The following is a 22,951-nucleotide window of genomic DNA, read 5'->3' as shown; positions in this document are numbered from 1 at the left end:
ATCCAAGTGGGGTTTAGTCATGTAGTAAATAGCTGGACAGTCATTTTTCCTTTGGCTGTCCTGCTCTATTATTTCTTCAGAAAGCGGTATGAGACTCGGGCGATTTCTTCAACTCTCTTTTGGGAACAATCCATGCGAGAAACGAAAGCATCTCCTTTCTTAAAAAACCTGCAGCAAAACGCTTTATTCTATTTGCAAATGGCCGCGCTCCTTCTTCTTCTATTTGTTTTACTCGGGCCTTTTGTGAAATCAGAACAAGCAGCAGGAAGACAGATCATTTTTGTTGTTGACACTTCGGCAAGTATGCTTGCAGGAGAAGACGGAGCATCCATTTTTGATGTGAATAAGCAAGAAATGACCCAATTAGTGGAAGACAATAAAGGGAATGCGATAACGATCATCACGACAGGCAAGGAGCCGGATTTGGTGCTGCGTGATGAAACAAACCAGGAAGTCATTCAGGCGTCCATTGGAAAGTTGTCGGTTACATACGATCATGAAAACATGGGCAAGACACTGGAGTTCATGAAATCGGTTGTAGCCGACCAATCTGCGACTGTTCATATTTTCACTGATTACTTGGATCGATCCGTTTTCTCGGATGGAACTGAAGCGATCGATTATTACGTCCACGCAAGCGAGTCAAACCTTGCAAATGTTTCGATTGATAAGTTTGGTGCTGTCAAAACCTCTGGTGGAACAGAAGCGATTGTCAAGCTTGTCAATCAATCAGAGAAGGAAGTGGATGGAATCATCCAAATATTAGATGCCTTAAAAGGCGAAAAATTGGAAGAAAAGAAGTTTACTATGAAGGATGAAGGGGAGACATTGATCTCCTTTAAGGATTTGCCTTCTCAAATCGCCTTACAGGCACAACTCCTAGTTGAAGACCAGTATGATGCAGACAATGAAGCATTTATTCTACTTGGTGACGAAATATCGGATGCCATGGTGGACAGCCAGCTTCATGAATTGATCCGCAAAGCGTTTCAGGCAATAGGCATGGATGTGACGGCGGGTTCCATCAATGAAATGAAGCAACGGCAAAATACGGCTACCATTTTAGTATCCAATGAAACTTCCTTTTTACAAGAAGGGGAACATCCTATTTTACTGATTGGCAGAAACGATGCAAATGCCCATCCAGTTTCTGGGGTTGTAGAAGACAATGGAGATGTACTGTTTTCCATCGCGCCGATTCACGATGTATACGTAAGTTCTCTTTATCCGCCATTCGAAGAAATGGACACGATTGCATCCATTGGAAATGAACCATTTATCCAACGTTCCAAACGTGGAGATATTGTCGTCTTGGCAGATATTGAGATGACGGACTGGCCACTTCATCCCTCCTTTCCCCTTTTCTTCTGGAGTGTGACGGAGTCGCTTCGCTCCGGATCATCCGTTGGAGGAACGTTCAGCCCTTCCCAAAGGAAAGCAATTTTGTCGTATGTGGATACGAAGGGGATTGAGGTTTTCAATCTGAAAGATGAGTACGAAGCGTCATTTGCTAGCGGCACTGATTTTGTAGCACCGCAAAAACCGGGAATATACAAGCTCATCGACAATAAGCGGGAAAGCCTGATTTCTGTTCAACTCGAGCAGGAAGAAAAAAGGCTGGGGCATGGTACATCGTACAAGATTGGAATGGAATCGAAGGGAAATGAAAAGGAAGTAGGTCAAAAATCAATCGGTTGGATTTTTCTATTACCTATTCTTCTTCTCCTTGTAATGGAATGGGAGGTGCAACGCAGACGTGGATATTCGAATTGATCATCCATTGTGGCTCTTATTGCTAATTCCCATTGTAATTTATATGGTGTATGCATGGAAGACTTCCAAGTTAAAAGTGAAAGACAGAGCAATTGTACTTTACATCCTACGCTGTTTAACGATCCTATGTGTTGTTTTAGCATTAACCGTACCTTATCTTCGACTCCAGGATACCGAAGAACAAGTGCTGTTTGTTGTGGACCGTTCCATTTCTATAGAGAATGCAGGTGATACGGCTGATAGTTGGATCATCGATAGTTTGCAGCATCGCAAATCGAACCAGACAGTCGGTATTTATTCATTTGCCGGGGGATTCCGCACAGATGTTCAATTGACCGGCAATGAGATTAGCTTGCCTAAAATGGAACCGATGGAAAACCGCGACGCGACTAATATTGGGAAAGCGATCGATCTGGCTGCCAGTATTGCAAAGAAAGACATTGCCACAAGGATTGTCCTACTGACAGACGGGTTGGAGACAGACGGCTCCCTGGAGGAGATACTTCCCAAATACCAAGGCGAAAGAATAGAAATTGATACGGTACTGCTCAGCCGTTCCAATCGCAAAGACGCTTCTATTACAAAGTTTGAAACACCGAAAACGGCTTATGAAGGGGAGCAGCAATTCATCGAACTGGACGTTGAATCATCTACAGCGACAAATGGACAAGTGATCATTTACCGAAACGACGAAGAGGTCCTAAGTGAAATGGTTCAATTAGATGAAGGGAAGAATGCATTTTCTTTTAAAACAACAGCTTCTGGGAAGGGTTTATTAAAATACGAAGCGAAGCTCATCGTTTCGGATGATGGCTTCCTGGAAAACAATAAAATGCTTTCTGTGACGATGCTTGAAAAATCGCCGCGGATTTTAGTAGTCGAAACAGAAGAAAACCCTTCTGCTATTCCTCCATTGCTGGATCAGCGCTCTTTGGCTGTTGACGTTGTGTCTGCTGAGCAGCTTCCTGAATCGCTCTCAGGCTATCTTGGATATAGTGCTGTTATTTTTGATAATGTCCCGGGTCATTTAGTCGGGGAGCAGAAAATGACCGTTATTGAACAGGCTGTTAAAAAGTTCGGAGTCGGTTTCATGATGGTTGGAGGGCAGGAAAGCTTTGGATTGGGAGGGTATTTCAAATCACCGATCGAACGGCTTCTGCCAGTTGAAATGGAAGTGAAAGGGAAGGAACAATTGCCTTCTTTAGGCTTGGTCATTGCCTTAGATAGATCAGGCAGTATGTCAGGATCAAAAATCGTCCTGGCAAGAGAGGCGGCGGCTCGAGCAGTTGAACTGCTAAGAGATGATGATACATTCGGCTTTACGGCGTTTGATCATGAAATTTGGGAATTGATACCCGTTGGTCCATTACAGAAGCAAGATGCCATGGAAAAGATTCTCTCTATTCCTGTTGGTGGGGGAACTGATATTTTTCCTTCCGTGGAGAAAGCATACGGAGATCTTGCCGATTTGGAACTACAGCGAAAACATATTATTTTGATGACAGACGGCCAATCGCCGATGCCTCCTGATTATGAGGAAGTAATCGAAGAAGGGAAAAAGAACAATATTACGCTTACGACTGTTGCTATCGGTTCGGATGCGGATGGTGCGTTGCTTGAAGAACTTGCTGAGCAAGGGGGAGGGCGCTTTTATAATGTCATAGATGAATCGACAGTCCCCTCCATCCTGACACGTGAAACAACAATGATGACAAGGACGTATATTGAAGACGACCCTTTCTACATGTCCTTCCATCAAGTGCCGGAATGGCTGGCACTATTCCGAGAGGGAGTCCCTCAAATGAATGCTTACATCGCCACGACGCCGAAAAGTACGGCTACCGTTGTTGCGGAGAGCCCAAAGAATGACCCGGTTTTGGCAGAATGGAGTTATGGATTAGGAAAAACGATCGCTTTCATGTCCGATTCAACTGGCAAATGGTCAGGGGATCTCGCCAGATGGGAACGCTATCCTGAATTTTGGAATACAGCCATCTCCAGACTATTGCCAAGTTACGAAGATGTTCCGTATATGATTACTCACGATGGGGGCGGGACTTATACCGTAACCGATAGTTCACGAAAAGCAGCATTTTTGGATATTGATGTGGTGAATGAAAAAGGTGAAGAGATCCCTGTTACAACTGAACCGCTGGCACCTGGGAAAACACGCGTCACGCTAGAGTCTAAACCGGGTCTTGTGTTTTTCGGGGTGACGGATGATCGTGGCGGTTTATTCGAAGCAGGTGTTTCGGTACCTTATAGCGAGGAATTTAAACCAGGAGAGCCAAATACTAAGCTTCTTCAGGCGATTGCAGAAAAAACTGGGGGGCAACCTTTAATGGATAATCCCGCAGAAGTTTTCAGGCAGCATCCATTTAAAAGCGGTAATCGATTGCCGATTGGAAATTACTTATTACTTGCGGCCATGCTGCTGTTTTTCATTGATATCACGATTCGTCGTTTCGGACTCATCGAAGGGAAACCGATGAAGAAACGCGAGACTGAATCGTTTGTAAATGATAAGCAGGAAGAGTCGGGCCATGTTTCAGAGCTGTTGAAAGCAAAAAAACGAAGATAAGAGAAATGCCCATCCGACTTGATCAGTCAGATGGGCATTTTTAAGCTGTTCTAGTTGAATTTAAGAGTGCTGCGTTCCGTTTGGACCAATAGCCTGCAATGCCGAAACATATAAAGAGAATTGCCGTTCCTAACATATAAGGGAGAGCAATATTGACATCAAAAATGGAGCCTGCCAGCGCTGGGCCGACCATATTTCCTAAACTCATATAGGCATTCATCATACCGGCTGCAAACCCTTGTTCATCTCCAGCCAATTTGGAAACGAGTGTATTGACGGCGGGCCGAAGCAAGGAAGTAGCAATCGAAAATACGGTAGCCACCATCAATATTGTCCAAAATGTATTGACCGCCAGGATGGAAACCATGGATAAGGCAGCGAGTACCAGGTTGAAAAGGATGACTTTCATTTCTCCAAATCGCTTGAAGAGCGGGGTGATGACAAACGTTTGGACAATAACACCGACGAACCCGCCGACTGTAATCAAAACAGCAATTTGAGAAGGCGTATACCCATACTTATGGTCTACGTATAAAGAAATGGTGGATTGATAATTCGCAAGTCCGAAAGAGAAAACGAACATGACAAGTAACATGATGAAATAAGGTGTTTTTGTGGATCGAACCAATTGGGCCAATATGTTATCCTGCTTTTTCATCGATTTTGCCTGTTCAGTCGTTGGCACAGGATTCGGCAGGATGAAAATGGACAAAAGCGCGGCGAAAATGGCTGCGCCGGCCGCCACATAAAACGGGAACTCCAAACTCACTTTTGAGAGAAAGCCCCCTATCCCTGGTCCGATCATAAAACCGAGCGACATGGACGCACCGAGCAGCCCCATGCCTTTTCCACGATCTTCGTAGGCAGTAATATCCGCAACGAATGCCATCATAGGTGGCACAATAAAAGCTGAGCCGAAGCCTGAGAAGAAACGGGCGATGAACAGCATCCAGACTTCTGTCGATAAACTGAAGGCCAGCTGGGACAGGCCATAAATAATTAGGCCAAAAATAATTATTTTTTTCCTGCCATGTCGATCGGACAAGCTTCCTGCTAAAGGGGAGAAAATAAATTGTGCAAAAGAGAAGATGGCAATTAGAAATCCAAGTACTTTTCCCGCCGCGCCAAATGATCCTAAAAACTGCGGCATGATGGGAATGATAAGTCCAATACCTGACATAGCAATAAACATGTTAAACATTAAAATATATAATGCGGCTTTCGATGAACCTGTTGTCATCGGCATCCCCTCTTTCTATCTACATAACATTTCGCATTCTGAAATATTCTATCATACGTGGCTGGCGTTCTCATACTGTTAGGCACCGAGAAAGTAAGAGGGAATGAATGGAGGATGAAATATGACCGCAGGCAAAAGAAAAAGCTGCCACAGAAATGCGCTTTCTGTGGCAGCTTTGATCATTTCATATCCATTTTGAATTCCAGGAAGAGCTCGTTGTAAACACCTAACATTTTAAGTCCTAAGTTCTTATACACTTCCAAATGGCTGCGTGTATCTTCATCTGGGTAGAAACGCTCGTCTTCTACCACTTCGGGATCCATATAGTCAAGCGCCGTCAGGTTAGGCGTAGAATAACCGACATAATCAGCATTCTGGGCCGCCACTTCAGGATCCAGCATGAAGTTTATGAAAGCGTGAGCGCCTTCAATGTTTTTGGCGGTCCGTGGAATGACAAAGTTGTCAAACCATAAGTTAGAGCCCTCTTCGGGAACCACATAGTCAATCGATTCATTTTCACTCATCATATCAGCCGCTTGGCCTGACCAAGTGAGTGAAACAGCCGCTTCGTTATTCACCATTAATTGAGTCACTTCGTCTCCAATGACCGCTTTCACGTTTGGACTGAGCTTTTTCAGCTTCTCGGTTGCTTCTTGCAATTCATTGATGTCAGTAGAATTCAAGGAGTAATGCAAGGAATTCAGCCCCATGCCAATTGTCTCCCTTGCGCTATCTACAAGAATCACTTGTTGTTTTAAGGACGGATCCCAAAGATTGTCCCAGCTCTCGAATGTTTGGCCATCCAGCAAGTCAGGATTATAAGCAATGCCTACCGTTCCCCAGAAATAGGGAATCGAAAATTTGTTGCCCGGATCGAACGGAAGATCGAGAAAATAAGGATCAATATGTTGGATGTTTGGAATTTGACTGTAATCAATAGGCAGCAATAAATCTTTTTCAGCCATCATTTCCACCATATATTCAGACGGCATCGTAATATCATAGGAGGTACCGCCTTGTTCGATTTTCCCCATCATTCCTTCATTAGAATCAAACGTTTCGTAAATCACTTTTATGCCTGTTTCCTTTTCAAACTGCTTTAGCAGGTCGGGGTCAATATATTCACCCCAGTTATAAATGGTCAAAATATTTTTCCCTGTTTTATTGCTGCCTTCACTTAAATTGTCATTGATCAGCAGCAAGACAAGGGAAACGGCCACGATCAGAATAGCACCTCGAAGCAATTCCTTCATTTCTTCACCCCCGTAAGAGGCATTTTCGTCCGGTTGCTAATAGCATAATACCCAAGAACGAGTATGACGGTAATGACAAAAATCAAACCGGACAGCGCATTGATAGTCAAAGTGATTCCCGCGCGTGCCATAGAATAGATTTCAACGGAAAGTGTCGAGAAGCCATTTCCGGTCACGAAGAAGGTGACGGCAAAGTCATCCAATGAATACGTTAAGGCCAAGAAAAAGCCTGCGAAAATTCCCGGCTGGATAAATGGTAGAATGACCCGTGTCACGACATCCCGTCTAGACGCCCCTAAATCTAACGCCGCATCTATTAAGGAGGAGCTCATTTCCTGCAATTTTGGAAGAACCATGATCACCACAATCGGAATACTGAATGCGATATGGGAAATAAGCACCGAGGCGAATCCGAGTTTCACACCGATCATTGTGAATAAAATCAAGAAGGAAGCACCTATAATTACATCTGGACTGACAATTAATATCGTGTTCAATGATAGCACTGCATTCCGCATGCCTTTATTTCGCATGAAATGAATGGCCATTGCCCCAAGCACGCCGATTGCTGTGGAAAGCAGGGCGGAGAGCAATGCGATGATTACAGTGTTCAGTACTATGATAATGAGTCGTTTATCCTCAAAGACAGCGGCATAATGTTCCCATGTAAATGACTCGAAATGAGACATACCGCCGCCCGAGTTGAACGAATAAAAGATCAAATAGAAAATAGGGGCATACAAAATGATAAACACAGCAATCAAATATAGTTTTTGTAAATTATTTATTCTTTTCATTCACGGACGCCCCCTTATCGCTACCGCCTGTAATGACCATCACAATAAACATAAAGAGGATTAGGAAGACGGCGATTGTTGAACCCATGCCCCAGTTTTGAGTGACGAGAAATTGCTGTTCGATGGCGGTACCGAGTGTAATGACTTTATTTCCGGCAATCAACCGGGTAATCATGAACAACGACAGAGCCGGGATAAATACGACCTGAACACCCGATTTCACTCCATTTAATGTGAGTGGCCAGATGACCCTTCTAAATGTCGTCCAAGAACTTGCCCCAAGATCGCGGGAAGAGTCAATCAATGCAGGATTCAGCTTATCAAGTGCATTAAAGATCGGCAGGATCATAAACGGAATAAAAATATAAACCGACACGAAGACGAAGCTGAAATCAGTAAACAGGATTTGCTGCTTGCCGATGCCGATTGCTTCCAGAAAAGCATTCAAAGGTCCATAAAGTCCCATCAGGCCGATAAAAGCATACGTTTTCAGCAGTAGATTAATCCAAGAAGGAATAATTATCAGCAAGAGCCAAAGCTGCTTATGCTTTGTCTTCGTCAACAGATAGGCTGTCGGGTATGAGACGAGCAGGGCAAAGAACGTAATGAGCAGGGCATACCAGAACGAGCTGATGGTTAACGTCAAATAAGTCGACGAAAAAAAGCTCTTATAGTTACTGAGTGTGAAATGACCAGTAATATCGAAAAACGAATAATAAAGGACGAGTGCAATCGGCGCCACAACAAAAAGCACAATCCATAGTGCATAGGGAAGCATGTAGATCCGCTGTAATCCTTTATTCATTTTCCAATGCTCCATACGATTCGAGACGTGCATCGTAATCTTCTTCGCTTTCGTTCAAACGCATGACGTGGATGTCCTCAGGGTTGAAATCCAGTCCAATCATCTCTCCGACTTCTGCTTTCTTAGTGGAGTGGACGAGCCATTCGTTCCCGTCTGTGTCATACGTAGATAACTCATAATGGACACCGCGGAACAATTGGGTATCCACTTTAACATTCAATTTTCCTTTATCTGTGGAAGTAATTTCTAAGTCCTCCGGCCGGAGGACAATATCCACTTTCTCATTTGGCTGTAAGCCGGCATCGGCACAGTCGAATCGCTTCCCGGTAAATTCGACAATGTAATCCTCGATCATCCGTCCGGAGACAATATTGGATTCGCCGATGAAATCTGCAACAAAACGGTTGATCGGTTCATCGTAAATATCGATAGGCGTTCCTGATTGCTGGATGACTCCCTCATTCATGACAAAGATTTCATCCGACATGGCAAGGGCTTCTTCCTGATCGTGGGTAACGAATACGAAGGTTTTTCCAAGCCGCTGCTGCAATTCACGAAGCTCATATTGCATTTCAGAACGAAGCTTCAAGTCAAGAGCCGAAAGTGGTTCATCCAGTAAAATCACTTCAGGATCGTTGACGATGGCCCGGGCGATGGCGACACGTTGACGCTGTCCACCAGACATTTCGGTAATTTCCCGATTTTCGTAGCCTTCCAGGTTAACGAATTTCAATGCTTCCTTTACGCGCTGATCAATTTCAGCCTTTTTCACTTTTTTAATACGTAGCCCAAATGCAACATTTTCATATACATTTAAATGAGGAAAGAGGGCGTAGTCTTGGAATACAGTGTTCACTTGGCGTTCATTGGCCGGTACATCATTTATTTTACGGCCATTGAAAAAGATGCCGCCCTCACTCGGTTCAATAAATCCGGCAATTAATCGCAGGATCGTTGTTTTTCCGCATCCAGAGGGACCTAGCAATGTATAAAATTTTCCTCTTTCCATTTCAAAAGAAACTTCGTTCAACACGGTTGTGTCCGTGCCATAGCGCTTTGTTACGTTCTCAAAGCGGATAATTGGTTCAGTAGTCATGGTGGACCTCCCTTTATAAATAAGATTCTGTCGCCACAAGTATCAGTTCGCTCGGACCGTCATTTGCATTGTAGACTCGATGATGGTCGGATGCCTCGTAATAGACGGATTCGCCTGCACTCGCAATGTACCGTCTTTTCCCTAACTCCACTTCAATTTTTCCTGTCAACACGTAGATGAAAGTCTCAGCAAGTGACGGTTCAAATTGTTTGAACTCTCCGCCTTGTTTGAAGGTGATATGTACCGGTTCCATTTCGTTTTCATTTGAACGGGGAACTAACCAACGAATGCTATATTGGTGTTCGTCGTTTGTATATGTGGTTTGGTCTGCAGGCGAATAGACCACTTTCATATTTTTTTTCGGTTCTTCAAAAAATTCCTTCGGTGTTGTGCCAAGCACTTCGAGCAGGGCGAAAAGTGTTTCGATGGAAGGTGAGTTTAATTCACGTTCCAATTGGGAGATGTACCCCTTCGTTAAATCGGTCCGTTCACCTAGTTCTTCTTGGGTAAGTCCTTTTTTTAAACGAAGTTTCTTGATCTTCCCTCCGATTTGCACGCAATATCCCTCCTCTATTTCCTGAGTTTAGTAATACTGTACTTCAAGTTTACTATAAACCTTTTTTATTATACAAAATTACACTGGGAAATCAAGTGGCTAACTTAAAAAAGACCGGTCCATGCCGCTTGGGCAGGGAACCGGTTTGATTACATATACAGATCGGACTTTTTATCCCTTGATTTTCGTAAAATGAACTTGATCAGCATGCTGATGATCAAATAGCCGGAGAGGCCAATACCGCTTACCGCTGTCACGAGCGAGATCCATTCAAAAAACGTATAAGAGGTATATTTTTTCCACCCGAATGGATCTTCCCAATCCGAAATGACGAGGTTCATTCCATAAATACCAGACACAACAGTAAAGACAGTGAGAATGAATAATAACATATTCATGCGTCCTGCTCTGCTGTTCTCCTGGGCTTTATACAATTCGTTCAGGGATAAGTTAACTTCATTGAACAGGTTTTCGATGTTAAAGGCTTTATAGAAAGCTAAAGATAGCTCTTTTCCTTCCGACCGGGTGCTGATTTCTCTGAAATAGTACCAGGAGGAGAACAACGTAATTAACTTTATAAGTGATTTCACGTACTCCTCATCTTTGCTCCAGACGATTTCGCTGTATTCGTAGGAAACCCTTAATAACATAATGCGATAGAAATAATGGATAATAAAATTATAGTAGTGTGTTCCCATATAATGAACGAGTTCATCCTGCATGGCTCCCGGCGTTTGATCCGTGACGGTTACATAGGCGTGCTCGGTCGTAACCGTGTATGTATGCGGCGCCCAGCGATCATGCAAGGTATGGGCGAGTGACCGTTTTATATATTCCGGATTATGGGCAGAGATAAAAGTCTCTCCCGATGGGGTTCTGCCATTCAGATTGCCCATTCGAAATAACTGCTCTTCCGTAATTTCACTTCCATTCTTTGTGAACAGGAAGGCAGAGGCATACATCCGTTCATCATCGAAATAGGGAAGGGAACCGAAATATCCTTCAAGTCTTTTATCGCTGATCATATACGTCTTTAGGAACGGACACAGCGTTTCTAATAAAAAGTTGTAAACCGAAAGGTCTTCGCCGTTCTCTAGTACGATGCGAGAACCTTTTGTTTCCATGAGATGGGTATCAATCGCCCTGAAATGCTGCATAAATTCAAGAACGTCCGCCAAATCAGCGCACGATTCTTCACTTTCAACCCGAACTGTAAGAAAAGCGAGGCCGAATGGACCAAGGATAATATCAACACTGCGGACGATATAATGCCATTGCTCGTCGCGGATGGAGAATAGAAACGGCATATCAAATTGCTTCGTAAATCGATGAAAGCCTCTATCTTTTATGGATAAAGGAAATAACTTATGTTCAACATAGGGATAAAAATATTGCTCCAATTCTTTACCGCCGACGTGGATGCCGGGTCCGTATATATCTCTCCATTCATCCGCTTTCTTTAACTGAAAGTATGGGTAGCCGTGTTCTTTCAGCGCTTCAATAATCCCATCCTTCTTTCGTGCGTCAAATCCGAATGGAAGAAAAAATGACATATGTGATTGAATCACATCCAGTTTTGATGGGATGATGGTTGTTTGCATAATATCCGTCCTTCTACTAGCGTCTATTCTTATAGTTCCTCAAACGGCTGCTTACTAAACATAGAAGCGAATTGATAGGGCCTATCAATACGGCTGACAAAAGATGAAGAAAAACGACATATTTATAATAATAATTATTAGATTCGAGCCATTCTAATTGAAAAGATGAACAACATTTGGTATTCTAAATGAGAATTGTCCAAGGGACTGGCCCTTGGCAAAGAACTATTGGAGGGATCAACAAATGGCTGAACGCATGGTTGGTAAACAAGCACCACAATTTTCGATGGAAGCTGTACTTGCAGACAAATCTTTCGGTAAAGTAAGTCTTGAAGAAAATATGAAAAATGACAAATGGACAGTGCTTTTCTTCTATCCAATGGACTTCACTTTCGTATGTCCAACTGAAATCACGGCTATGTCCGATCGTTACGATGAGTTTGAAGACCTTGATGCAGAAGTGATCGGTGTTTCGACTGACACGATCCACACGCATCTTGCATGGATCAACACAGATCGCAAAGAAAATGGTCTAGGCGATTTGAAATATCCGCTTGCTGCTGATACAAATCACGCTGTTTCCCGCGAATATGGCGTATTGATCGAAGAAGAAGGTATCGCATTGCGCGGTCTATTCATCATCAACCCTGAAGGCGAAATGCAATATCAAACTGTTTTCCATAACAATATCGGACGCGATGTAGATGAAACATTGCGCGTTCTTCAAGCACTTCAAACTGGCGGCCTATGCCCGGCAAACTGGAGACCAGGTCAAAAAACTCTTTAAGTTGATTTTAAATTACCAATTAGGATCCCCATGCATACTATAGGCAGTGGGGATCTTTTCAAACCGGAGGAGAGACAAACATGAAGCTACGGGATCAAATGCCTGAACTGGAAGGCGCGACAACTTGGTTGAACGGCAAAGTGACGAAAGATGAACTAGTTGGTGAAAAGCCAACATTAATTCATTTTTGGTCAATTAGCTGTCATTTATGTAAAGAAGCAATGCCAGATGTAAACAATTTCCGCGATCAATACAAAGACGAATTGAACGTGATTGCAGTGCATATGCCACGTTCAGAAGACGATGTAGACCTCGACAAGATTAAAGAAGTTGCTGCAGAACATGACATTACGCAGCCTATTTTTGTCGATAGCGATCTGAAGCTTACAGATGCGTACGATAATCAATATGTACCTGCTTACTATGTGTTTGATAAAGACGGCCAGTTGCGTCATTTCCAAGCAGGCGGAAGCGGTATGAAAATGCTTGAAAAGCGGGTAAACCGTGTATTGGATGAAATGAAGCGATAAGGGCAGTCTGACTAAGCCCACTAATAAATCAGGGGGAGAAACCGTGTGTGTTTCTTCACCTGATTTTTTTTACCCATAAAATGAGCGTGAGTAGAGAGGGCAGGGGGCATTGCTCCACATTGTTCCTGTATACGGAAAGAACAACAGCATTCTGTAATTATTTGACACCTATATCACGAAAAAGTCGCCTAAAGATGATTCATGATACCGATAGCAATTTGAGGAGAGGTCCCATGATATGGTACACTGAGGGCATCCTTCAAATACATAAGGGAGTAAATACGATGAAAAAAGAATTTGTAGTCATTGGATTGGGCCGGTTCGGCGGCAGTATCGTGAATGAACTTGTTGAATTGGACGCAGACGTGATGGCAATAGATATTTCACAAGAAAAGGTCGATGAGTTCGCTCAGATTGCAACACAGGCAGTGGCGGCAGATACAACGGACGAATCTGCATTGCGCTCACTTGGAATCCGCAATTTTGAACATGTCGTCGTGGCAATCGGAGAGAATATTCAAGCCAGCATATTGACGACGCTTATCTTGAAAGAAATTGGAGTCAAACGCATTACCGTAAAAGCTCAAAATGATTATCATGAAAAGGTGCTGCGAAAAATTGGTGCGGACCAGGTCGTGCACCCCGAACGGGATATGGGGAAAAGGATAGCCAATAATATGGTGTCCAACAACATCCTAGACTATCTGGAGCTGTCGGATGAGTACTCCATTGTGGAGATCCAAGCGAACGAAAAACTAGCAGGCTACACGTTAATTGATTTGGATATCCGTGCCAAGTACGGTGTGAACATCGTTGCCATTAAACGGGCTTCCCAGATTCTTGTCTCTCCAGCAGCTATCGAGGAGATTGAGTTGAACGATATTCTAATCGTCATCGGATCGGATTTGGACATCCATCGGTTTGAGAAGAAGGCACTTCATTAATTGTTTTATTGATAGATTGCAACAAATAGTAGATAGTAAGGGGCTGTCCGGGGAGTCAGTGAAAACTGATTGCCTGGACAGTCCTTTTCTTGTTTCCCAATAGAGCACCATCAAGGCGCATAAACAGCTGCATTCGCGCAAAGGAGCCCTTTCCCGTGCACAAAAAAACAGGTGAAGAAAAACGATGAGTTTTTCTCCACCTGTTATATTTTAAATTTGTGAAGTCCCGTTTGACCAGTTTGAAACTTTTATACTTCCATTACGACAGGCAATACCATCGGGCGGCGTTTTGTCTTGTCATATAAATATGGGGATAGAATTTCGATAATATCGCTCTTCAATGAACTCGATTCACTTCCAGTATTTGCTATTCTCTTTTGCAGTTCTTTTGATAACAAATATTGTGCTTCACTGATCATTGATCCGGATTCCCGCATATAAACGAAACCTCTGGATATGATGTCCGGACCGGAGACTACCCGGTTCTTCTTCTTGTCGACTGTAGCAACGACAATGACCAATCCATCCTCAGACAGGATTTTGCGATCGCGAAGTACGACATTTCCAATATCACCGATTCCGCTGCCGTCGATGTAGACGTCTCCGGAAGGGATTCTGCCGGCAATTCTTGCGCTGCTATCCGTAAGGGCGAGTACATCTCCATTGCTCATGATGAAGGTGTTATCCTGTTCCACATCACAATCGACTGCCAACTCCGTATGCATTTTCAGCATCCGGTACTCCCCGTGGATTGGCATGAAAAATTTCGGTTTGATCAGTCGGAGCATCAGTTTTTGTTCCTCTTGCGAACCGTGGCCTGATGTATGGATATTGTTCAATGCTCCATAAATGACTTCAGCTCCTGCTCGGAACAAAGCATTGATCGTCTTATTGACGCTCAGCGTGTTTCCTGGAATAGGGGAGGAGGAGAAAATGACTGTATCTCCTGGTTGAATCTGAACTTGTCGGTGCGTCCCGTTCGCAATTCGGGAAAGTGCCGCCATCGGTTCTCCCTGGCTACCTGTACAAAGGATCATGACTTCGTTTGCCGGAAGGCGATTGAGCGACTGGGTATCTACAAATAATTCCTTTGGTGCGTCAATATAGCCCAATTCACGTCCGATCGTAATCGCATTATCCATGCTTCGACCAAACACTGCAATCTTTCTTCCGTATGTTTGCGCAGCCTCAATCACTTGCTGCAAACGGTGTATATTCGAAGCGAATGTGGCGAAAATGATTCGTCCGTCCACTTTGCGGAAAATCTCGTGCAGGCTGTCTCCTACTTTTCGTTCGGACATTGTAAAATTTGGAACTTCAGCATTCGTGCTGTCTGATAATAGACAAAGTACACCCTCGCTGCCGATTTTTGCCATTTTCGCCAGATTGGCCGGCTCCCCGACAGGAGTAAAATCGAATTTGAAGTCTCCTGTGTGGACTATATTTCCGCAAGGAGTTTTGACCACGACTCCGAAGGCATCCGGAATACTATGGGTTGTCCTAAAGAAGGAGACAGAAGTCTTTCTAAATTTAATGACGTCATCTTCGTCGATCTCTATCATTTTGGTAGATCGAAGCAAGCCGTGTTCATCGAGTTTGTTTCTCAATAATCCGAGGGCCAACTTGCCGCCATAAACGGGAATGTTCAATTTGCGAAGCAAGTATGGAATCCCACCGATGTGATCTTCATGACCATGTGTGATAAAGAGGCCTTTTACTTTATCTGCATTGCGTTCTAGAAAGGTATAATCCGGAATGACATAATCGATCCCTAGAAGATCGTCTTCCGGGAATTTGATGCCCGCGTCAATCAAGATGATTTCGTCCTGGAATTGGACGCAATAGGTGTTTTTGCCGATTTCTCCTAGTCCGCCTAGAGCGAAAACGGCAGTTTCATTGTTTTTAATTAACTTCATCGCCATCAAACCTGCTCGATCTCAAAGTGGACGGAAGCTTTTTCGTATTCCAGATGTTCTCCTTCGAGAGCCTGGATAAATTCAATATGGTAGTTGCGTTCTTTCAATTTGGCGCGGACTTCTCTTTCAGTTACTGCTTCTACATACAAGCTCTTCGTGTTTTCTCTTACAGGCACTTGTTCTTTGTCCTCTTGGTAGTAAACTTTGTAAATCATGCGTGAACTCTCCTTTTACGTTCGTTTCAATTTATTCTCTTCATATTATCACGTCATTTGCGTAAAATAAAGAAAAGCCCACCAAGCGAATGGCGGGCTATTATTATGCGATTGTCTTTTTCCCGAGTATGCCATTGAGCCGTTTCAACAATTTCCGTTTCAGGCGTTTGTACATGGGCATATCACTCCTTGAAAATAGTATATCGCAATCGGAACTTTCTGTCAAGTGTTATTCCCTTACAAATGGGACGGCGTTCGGAATCTCTTTGAATGGTGCTTTTTGATCGATATGATCATAGAACATAATGCCATTCAAATGATCCAGCTCATGCTGGAATGCAATCGCAGGCAAGCCTTTTAGCCGTTTTTTAAATTCTTTTCCTTCCACATCATAGGCTTTTACAGTAATTCTTGCATAGCGAGGAACAAAACCTTCCACATCCCGATCGACAGACAAGCAGCCTTCCCCGGAAGTAATATAAGTCATTTCTACAGAGTGGCTGACGATTTTAGGGTTGATCGCTATAAAGCTAGCTTCAATTTTTCCTTCTCCCTCTATATGAAGAGCAAAAACTCTTTTCGACTCATTTACCTGCGGAGCTGCAAGGCCTATGCCTGGACGCAAGCCGTACTTTTCGACCATTTCGGGGTTTTGGCTATTCATTACATATTCATGTAGATTAAGGCCAAGCTGTTTAATGTCCTCGCTGATCGGGAAAGTGACCTCTTCAGCAACCTTTCGCAATGTTGGATGGCCTTCACGTATGATATCTTTCATTAAAATCATGATTCTTCTTCCTTTCACTGCCTTCTTTCTTACTAGTATAATCGAATGGTCCCCATGGTAAAAGAATTAAGGTGTTAACTTGAAATTGGTGTTCTGAAAAGATATAGTTTACCTAATTCTTTTAGAAATATTAAACAATCACTTGGAGGGTTGCCGACGTGAAAAAGGGATTTATCGCTCTGGCCGTTTCCTGCATCGTTCTTGGCGGATGCAGTTTTGGAGGAAGCGTGGAGAAAAAACTATCAGATACGATGACAAGCATGAGCGAGTCAGAGAAAGTATACCGGGATGCCCAGGCTGAATTGACAAAACTAGAAGAACGTGAGCAGGGGCTGTTTAAATCGACGATGGAATTGACGAAGGAAGAGGACGATAAGCTCAAGGGAAATGTCGAGGAACTGATCGCTTCTGTCGATAATAGATTGAAAGTGTTAGATAAGGAATTGGACTCCATCCGTTCTTCCAAAGATACTGCCGCCAAATTAAAAGAGGTCATTGAGAAAGCAGATGGAAAAGAAAAAGAAGATATTAAAACGCTCCACGAACTGCTAAGCAAACGTTATGATTTGCATTCTACGTTCTCTGAGGATTATAAAAGTCTATCGGCAAAGCAAAAAGAATTTTACGAAATGCTGGATAGTGAAAATGCTGATATCGATCAGCTGAAAGAGAAAGTGGAAGAAATCAATTCATTAAATGGCAAAGTGAAATCGGCGATTGAAGATTTCAATCAAACAACAAAAGAGGTGAATACATTAAAAGATAAACTCTTTTCAAGTTTGAATTCAAAGGAATAAAGGAAAAGATAAGATGGGGAAGCTATATTCCTCATCTTTTTCCATTCTATTATAATACAGATTGTGAGTTGTGTTATTACAGTTTATTATTTTAATGTAATACTGATAATGTTAAATGCCTCACGAGCGTCGCCGTTTCAATGATTGACCAAAGTGTTGCACTTCAGTATACTGATTAGGAATGATAATTGTATCAATCGATTGGAACATTCATCATAATACAGATGCAAAGGAGAGTTGCCGATATGGCTGCAAAAAAAGACAAGCAGTTCGATCCGGTGGAAACGCTTCATTCTATTGAAGAGAAGTTTGAAATGTTTCAAATACTGAACGAAGAAGGCGAAATCGTCAACGAGGAAGCGAATCCGAATTTATCGGATGAAGAACTTGTCGAGTTGATGTCGCGCATGGTGTATACAAGAATTTTGGATCAGCGTTCGATTTCCTTGAACCGTCAAGGGCGTCTGGGCTTCTATGCTCCGACAGCTGGGCAGGAAGCATCGCAATTGGCTTCCCATTATGCTTTGGAAAAAGACGATTTTATCCTTCCTGGATACCGTGACGTGCCACAAATCGTATTCCATGGTCTTCCATTACATATGGCATTCCTTTGGTCACGCGGACATTTTGAAGGAAGCATCATACCGGACGGTTTGAATATTTTCATGCCGCAAATTATCATCGGGGCACAGTACATCCAAGCTGCGGGTGTTGCGCTAGGTTATCAAAAACGTGGTAAGAAAGCGGTTGCGATGACTTATACAGGCGATGGCGGGACTTCACAAGGGGATTTCTATGAAGGGATCAACTTTGCGGGAGCTTATAAAGTTCCGGCGATTTTTGTTGTGCAAAACAACCAATATGCCATTTCTACTCCACGCGAACTCCAAACAGCTGCGAAGACACTTGCTCAAAAAGGTGTAGCTGCAGGGGTGCCAAGCATACTCGTAGATGGAATGGATGCATTGGCTGTCTATAAAGTGACACGTGATGCCAGAGAACGTGCAATCAATGGGCAAGGCCCGACTTTGATTGAGACAATGTGCTACCGTTACGGTCCACATACAATGGCTGGCGATGATCCGACACGTTACCGTACTTCTGAAACTGATAGTGAATGGGAAAAACGCGATCCATTAATCCGTTTCCGTAAATACTTGGAAGCCAAAGGAATCTGGAACGAAGAGAAAGAAAACGAAGTAATCGAACGCGCGAAAGAAGAAATCAAAGAAGCAATCAAAAAAGCAGACAGCGCACCGAAACAGAAGGTAAGCGATTTCATAAAAGTCATGTACAAAGGCGACCTGCCATACAACGTACAAGAGCAACTTGATATTTATACAGAGAAGGAGTCGAAGTAACCGATGGCACAAATGACGATGATTCAAGCGATTACCGATGCGATGCGCACGGAGCTTAAAAATGATGAAAACGTCCTCGTCTTCGGTGAAGACGTCGGGGTAAACGGTGGCGTTTTCCGTGCAACAGAAGGGCTTCAAAAAGAATTCGGCGAAGAACGCGTTTTTGATACGCCGTTAGCTGAATCAGGAATTGGAGGTCTTGCTGTTGGGTTGACGCTTACTGGCTTCCGTCCAGTTATGGAAATCCAATTCTTCGGCTTCCTTTATGAAGTGATCGACTCTGTCAGCGGCCAGCTCGCTCGCCAATCATTCCGTACAGGCGGTAAATTCAATGCGCCTGTTACAATCCGTTCTCCATTTGGCGGCGGTGTAGCAACACCTGAAATGCATGCTGACAGCTTGGAAGGCCTGGTTGCATCTCAGCCCGGATTAACAGTTGTCATTCCTTCCACTCCATATGATGCAAAAGGTCTTCTTATCTCGGCGATCCGCGATGAGAACCCGGTCATTTTCCTGGAGCATATGAAGCTGTACCGTTCATTCAGACAGGAAGTGCCTGAAGGGGAATATACGATTCCACTCGGCAAAGCGGATGTGAAACGTGAAGGAAAAGACTTGTCGGTCTTCACGTACGGTGCAATGGTGCATGAAAGTTTGAAAGCTGCCGAAGAACTTGAGAAAGAAGGTTACTCGGTTGAAGTAGTTGACCTTCGCACAGTGCAGCCGCTTGATATTGAGACAATCGTGGCATCTGTCGAAAAGACAAATCGCGCAATTGTTGTCCAAGAAGCACAAAAGCAAGCTGGTATTGCAGCGAATGTCGTGGCGGAAATCACAGAGCGGGCTATTTTGAGCCTGGAAGCTCCTGTCTTGCGTGTAGCGGCTCCAGATACAATTTATCCATTCGCACAAGGGGAGAACACTTGGCTTCCTAACTCGAAGGATATCATTGAAACTGCTAAAAAAGTTCTAACATTCTAATTGGTTAATCCATGAAATCGAGAAAGGGTGAATCTTGTGGCATATGAATTCCGTTTGCCAGATATCGGAGAAGGGATTCATGAAGGCGAAGTCGTAAAGTGGTTTGTCGCTAAAGGCGATCAAGTCAATGAAGACGATACGCTTCTTGAAATCCAAAACGATAAGGCTGTAGTTGAAATTCCTTCACCGGTAACTGGAACAGTCGAAGAAATTCTAGTGGAAGAAGGCAAGGTCGCTGTCGTCGGTGATGTATTGATCCGATTTGATGCACCTGGATATGAAAGCGAACAAAGTTCAGAGGAAACAACGGAAGCACAGGTCCAATCAACTGCTGAAGCAGGCCAAGAGCTGGACAAGGAAAAGACAGAACAACCTGCTGACAAGAAAAGCGGTGTTGCGATTTCTGGTGGAGGCCAACCTGAAAAGGATCCGAACCAGCGTGTCATTGCCATGCCTTCCGTACGTAAATTTGCCCGCGAACATGACGTGGATATCCACCAAGTAAACGGTACAGGTAAAAATGGCCGCATTTTGAAAGAAGACGTTGAGGCATTCCTCAATGGCGGTCAAGCTGCTTCACAACCGGAAGAAGCTCAACAAGCGCCTGCAGAGGAAACGACTGTCTCTGAAGCGCCGAAAGCAGCTCCAGCACCTGTTTCACTTGAAGGTGAATTCCCTGAAACAAGAGAAAAAATGTCCGGCATGAGAAAAGCGATCGCCAAAGCGATGGTTAACTCGAAGCATACGGCTCCACATGTCACGTTGCTTGATGAAGTGGATGTCACGGAGCTTGTTGCTCACCGCAAAAAGTTCAAAGAAATCGCATCCGAAAAAGGCATTAAGCTGACGTACCTTCCGTATGTTGTGAAGGCACTTGTATCTACATTGCGTGAATTCCCGCAATTGAATGCTTCTTTGGACGATGCAACCGAAGAGATTATCCAAAAGCATTATTTCAATATCGGAATCGCGGCAGACACGGATCGCGGACTGCTTGTTCCTGTCATCAAGCATGCAGACCGTAAATCAGTGTTCGCTATCTCAGAAGAAATCAATCACTTAGCTGAAAAGGCGAGAGATGGCAAGTTGTCACCAAGCGAGATGAAAGGGGCTTCCTGCTCCATTACTAATATCGGTTCTGCAGGTGGGCAATGGTTCACACCGATAATTAACCATCCGGAAGTGGCAATCCTTGGTATTGGCCGCATTTCTGAAAAACCTGTTGTAAAAAATGGTGAAATTGTAGCTGCACCTATGTTAGCATTATCATTGGTATTCGATCATCGGGTCATTGATGGTGTGACAGGTCAGCAAGCCTTGAACCATATCAAAAAATTGCTCGGTAATCCAGAACTTTTATTAATGGAGGCGTAAGCAAATGGTAGTAGGAGATTTTCCAATCGAAGTGGATACACTCGTCGTAGGATCAGGTCCCGGAGGATATGTTGCTGCGATCCGTGCAGCTCAATTAGGTCAAAAAGTGACGATTGTCGAGAAAGACACCCTCGGTGGAGTTTGTTTGAACGTAGGTTGTATTCCATCGAAAGCATTGATTTCTGTAGGTCATCGTTTTGAACATGCAAAAGGTTCCGATGATATGGGAATTACAGCAACGGAAGTCAAATTGGACTTCTCCAAAGCACAAGAATTTAAAAACAGCGTTGTCAAAAAATTGACTGGCGGTGTAGAAGGACTTCTCAAAGGCAATAAAGTTGATATCGTTAAAGGTGAAGCATATTTTGTAGATGCTAACACAGCGCGTGTCATGGATGAGAATTCCGCACAAACATATAAGTTTAAAAATGCGATCATCGCTACGGGTGCCCGTCCGGTTGAAATCCCGACGTTCAAGTACTCTAAACGCGTTATCAATTCTACAGGCGCTTTGAGCTTGGAAGAAGTACCAGGAAAATTAGTCGTCATCGGCGGCGGTTATATCGGTACTGAACTCGGTTCAGCATATGCAAATCTTGGGGCACAAGTGACAATCATTGAAGGTGGGGATGATATCCTAGCTGGATTTGAAAAACAAATGACTCAAATCGTGAAAAAAGGCTTGAAGAAAAAAGGCGTGGAAGTTGTTGTCAAAGCTTCAGCAAAAGGCGTTGAAGAGACTGATAACGGCGTAATCGTGACGTATGAAGCAAAAGGCGAAGAGGTTAAAGTCGAAGCTGATTATGTACTCGTAACTGTTGGAAGACGTCCAAATACTGACGAAATCGGCCTTGAGGAAATGGGCGTTAAATTCCTTGATCGCGGTTTGATTGACGTTGATAAGCAATGCCGTACTAGTGTACCGAACATCTACGCAATCGGTGATATCGTGTCTGGTCCACAACTTGCACATAAGGCATCCTATGAAGCGAAAGTTGCTGCAGAAGCGATTTCAGGTGAAAAATCCGAAGTTGATTACTTAGCTATTCCGGCTGTTTGCTTCACAGATCCTGAACTTGCGACAGTGGGCTATAACGAGCAACAGGCGAAAGACGAAGGATTTGACGTAGTCGCAGGCAAATTCCCATTTGCAGCGAATGGCCGTGCCCTTTCATTAAATGAAACAGATGGTTTTGTTAAACTTGTAGCGCGTAAAGAAGACGGTCTATTGATCGGTGCTCAAATCGTAGGATCGAATGCATCTGATATGATCGCTGAACTAGGTCTAGCGATTGAAGCTGGTATGACGCTTGAAGATATTGCGATGACAATCCATGCGCATCCTACCCTTGGAGAAATCTCCATGGAAGCAGCTGAAGTTGCGCTTGGTAAACCAATTCACATGATTACGAAGTAATACTCCATCCCGGAAAGGTAATCCTTTCCGGGATTTTTGTCTTTATTTACATAGCGAAAAAATTATGTATCTCCATAGGATATGGTTATAGAAATACTGGAACACCTTTGAGTGGAGTTGTCGTTTTTCACGTGATAGGA

20 protein-coding genes are annotated in these 22,951 nt (G+C 43.6%); 10 read left to right on the top strand and 10 right to left on the bottom strand.

The annotated features are described in order from the left end of the window. Positions 1-6: 6 nt before the first annotated feature. Both NCCP2222_RS08700 and NCCP2222_RS08695 read left to right on the top strand, forming a co-directional pair. Positions 7-1,773: a vWA domain-containing protein gene (locus tag NCCP2222_RS08700; RefSeq protein ID WP_248511521.1), complete on the top strand. Its 1,767-nt coding sequence runs from the start codon at positions 7-9 to the stop codon at positions 1,771-1,773. Further along, entirely contained in the window at positions 1,757-4,354 is a 2,598-nt protein-coding gene (locus tag NCCP2222_RS08695) for a VWA domain-containing protein (protein ID WP_248511520.1), read from the top strand. The genes NCCP2222_RS08700 and NCCP2222_RS08695 overlap by 17 nt, the downstream gene beginning before the upstream one ends. A 40-nt stretch (positions 4,355-4,394) precedes the next feature. On the opposite strand, the gene NCCP2222_RS08690 is transcribed toward NCCP2222_RS08695, so the two are convergent. From NCCP2222_RS08690 to NCCP2222_RS08660, 7 genes are all read right to left on the bottom strand, one after another. Then, positions 4,395-5,594 carry an MFS transporter gene (locus NCCP2222_RS08690; RefSeq protein WP_248511519.1) on the bottom strand — a complete coding sequence of 400 codons (1,200 nt, stop codon included), beginning with the start codon at positions 5,592-5,594 and terminating at the stop codon, positions 4,395-4,397. Positions 5,595-5,773: 179 nt separating this feature from the next. Then, entirely contained in the window at positions 5,774-6,847 is a 1,074-nt protein-coding gene (locus NCCP2222_RS08685) for an ABC transporter substrate-binding protein (protein ID WP_248511517.1), read from the bottom strand. Next, the gene (locus NCCP2222_RS08680) at positions 6,844-7,644 is read right to left on the bottom strand and encodes an ABC transporter permease (RefSeq protein ID WP_248511515.1); all 801 of its coding nucleotides are present in this window, start codon (positions 7,642-7,644) and stop codon (positions 6,844-6,846) included. The genes NCCP2222_RS08685 and NCCP2222_RS08680 overlap by 4 nt, the downstream gene beginning before the upstream one ends. Further along, positions 7,628-8,449 carry an ABC transporter permease gene (locus tag NCCP2222_RS08675; protein WP_248511513.1) on the bottom strand — a complete coding sequence of 274 codons (822 nt, stop codon included), beginning with the start codon at positions 8,447-8,449 and terminating at the stop codon, positions 7,628-7,630. Before NCCP2222_RS08675 ends, NCCP2222_RS08680 begins: the two co-directional genes overlap by 17 nt. Next, complete coding sequence (locus NCCP2222_RS08670; RefSeq protein ID WP_248511511.1) at positions 8,442-9,545, bottom strand: ABC transporter ATP-binding protein; 1,104 nt, start codon at positions 9,543-9,545, stop codon at positions 8,442-8,444. The genes NCCP2222_RS08675 and NCCP2222_RS08670 overlap by 8 nt, the downstream gene beginning before the upstream one ends. A 13-nt stretch (positions 9,546-9,558) precedes the next feature. Beyond that, on the bottom strand, positions 9,559-10,101 hold the full coding sequence (locus tag NCCP2222_RS08665; protein ID WP_248511509.1) for a helix-turn-helix domain-containing protein: 543 nt from the start codon (positions 10,099-10,101) through the stop codon (positions 9,559-9,561). 149 nt (positions 10,102-10,250) lie between these two features. After that, positions 10,251-11,702: a magnesium transporter CorA family protein gene (locus NCCP2222_RS08660; protein ID WP_248511508.1), complete on the bottom strand. Its 1,452-nt coding sequence runs from the start codon at positions 11,700-11,702 to the stop codon at positions 10,251-10,253. 244 nt (positions 11,703-11,946) lie between these two features. On the opposite strand from NCCP2222_RS08660, the gene ahpA reads away from it, so the two are divergent. The 3 genes from ahpA (at position 11,947) to NCCP2222_RS08645 (ending at position 13,963) form a co-directional block, all read left to right on the top strand. Further along, positions 11,947-12,489: a biofilm-specific peroxidase AhpA gene (gene ahpA, locus NCCP2222_RS08655; RefSeq protein WP_238079857.1), complete on the top strand. Its 543-nt coding sequence runs from the start codon at positions 11,947-11,949 to the stop codon at positions 12,487-12,489. Between the two features lie 80 nt (positions 12,490-12,569). Further along, positions 12,570-13,019: a TlpA family protein disulfide reductase gene (locus NCCP2222_RS08650; RefSeq protein ID WP_248511507.1), complete on the top strand. Its 450-nt coding sequence runs from the start codon at positions 12,570-12,572 to the stop codon at positions 13,017-13,019. A gap of 284 nt (positions 13,020-13,303) precedes the next feature. Beyond that, positions 13,304-13,963: a potassium channel family protein gene (locus NCCP2222_RS08645; protein WP_248511506.1), complete on the top strand. Its 660-nt coding sequence runs from the start codon at positions 13,304-13,306 to the stop codon at positions 13,961-13,963. 248 nt (positions 13,964-14,211) lie between these two features. Here the strand turns inward: NCCP2222_RS08645 and rnjA are convergent, their stop codons facing one another. From rnjA to def, 3 genes are all read right to left on the bottom strand, one after another. After that, a complete protein-coding gene (rnjA, locus tag NCCP2222_RS08640) occupies positions 14,212-15,879 on the bottom strand; it encodes a ribonuclease J1 (protein WP_248511505.1) in 1,668 nt (555 codons plus the stop codon). 5 nt (positions 15,880-15,884) lie between these two features. Continuing rightward, positions 15,885-16,094: a DNA-dependent RNA polymerase subunit epsilon gene (locus tag NCCP2222_RS08635; protein ID WP_248511499.1), complete on the bottom strand. Its 210-nt coding sequence runs from the start codon at positions 16,092-16,094 to the stop codon at positions 15,885-15,887. A gap of 229 nt (positions 16,095-16,323) precedes the next feature. Next, positions 16,324-16,881, bottom strand: coding sequence for a peptide deformylase (gene def, locus NCCP2222_RS08630; protein WP_248511498.1), 558 nt, complete (start codon positions 16,879-16,881; stop codon positions 16,324-16,326). A 158-nt stretch (positions 16,882-17,039) separates the two neighbouring features. Here def and NCCP2222_RS08625 point away from each other — a divergent pair, with 158 nt between their 5' ends. The 5 genes from NCCP2222_RS08625 to lpdA all read left to right on the top strand — a co-directional run bounded on the left by NCCP2222_RS08625 (position 17,040) and on the right by lpdA (position 22,811). Then, entirely contained in the window at positions 17,040-17,678 is a 639-nt protein-coding gene (locus tag NCCP2222_RS08625; protein ID WP_248511497.1) for a YkyA family protein, read from the top strand. A gap of 245 nt (positions 17,679-17,923) precedes the next feature. Then, positions 17,924-19,039: a pyruvate dehydrogenase (acetyl-transferring) E1 component subunit alpha gene (gene pdhA, locus NCCP2222_RS08620; protein WP_248511496.1), complete on the top strand. Its 1,116-nt coding sequence runs from the start codon at positions 17,924-17,926 to the stop codon at positions 19,037-19,039. Between the two features lie 3 nt (positions 19,040-19,042). Continuing rightward, a complete protein-coding gene (locus tag NCCP2222_RS08615) occupies positions 19,043-20,020 on the top strand; it encodes an alpha-ketoacid dehydrogenase subunit beta (protein ID WP_248511495.1) in 978 nt (325 codons plus the stop codon). Positions 20,021-20,056: 36 nt separating this feature from the next. Next, positions 20,057-21,394, top strand: coding sequence for a dihydrolipoamide acetyltransferase family protein (locus NCCP2222_RS08610; RefSeq protein WP_248511494.1), 1,338 nt, complete (start codon positions 20,057-20,059; stop codon positions 21,392-21,394). Positions 21,395-21,398: 4 nt separating this feature from the next. Continuing rightward, on the top strand, positions 21,399-22,811 hold the full coding sequence (gene lpdA / locus NCCP2222_RS08605; protein WP_248511493.1) for a dihydrolipoyl dehydrogenase: 1,413 nt from the start codon (positions 21,399-21,401) through the stop codon (positions 22,809-22,811). Positions 22,812-22,951 lie beyond the last annotated feature (140 nt).

It is taken from the genome of Sporosarcina sp. NCCP-2222 (assembly GCF_023168145.1).
GTDB lineage: Bacteria > Bacillota > Bacilli > Bacillales_A > Planococcaceae > Sporosarcina.
The sequence above is the reverse complement of the archived record's forward strand: the minus strand, read 5'-3'. Positions and strand labels throughout refer to the sequence as shown.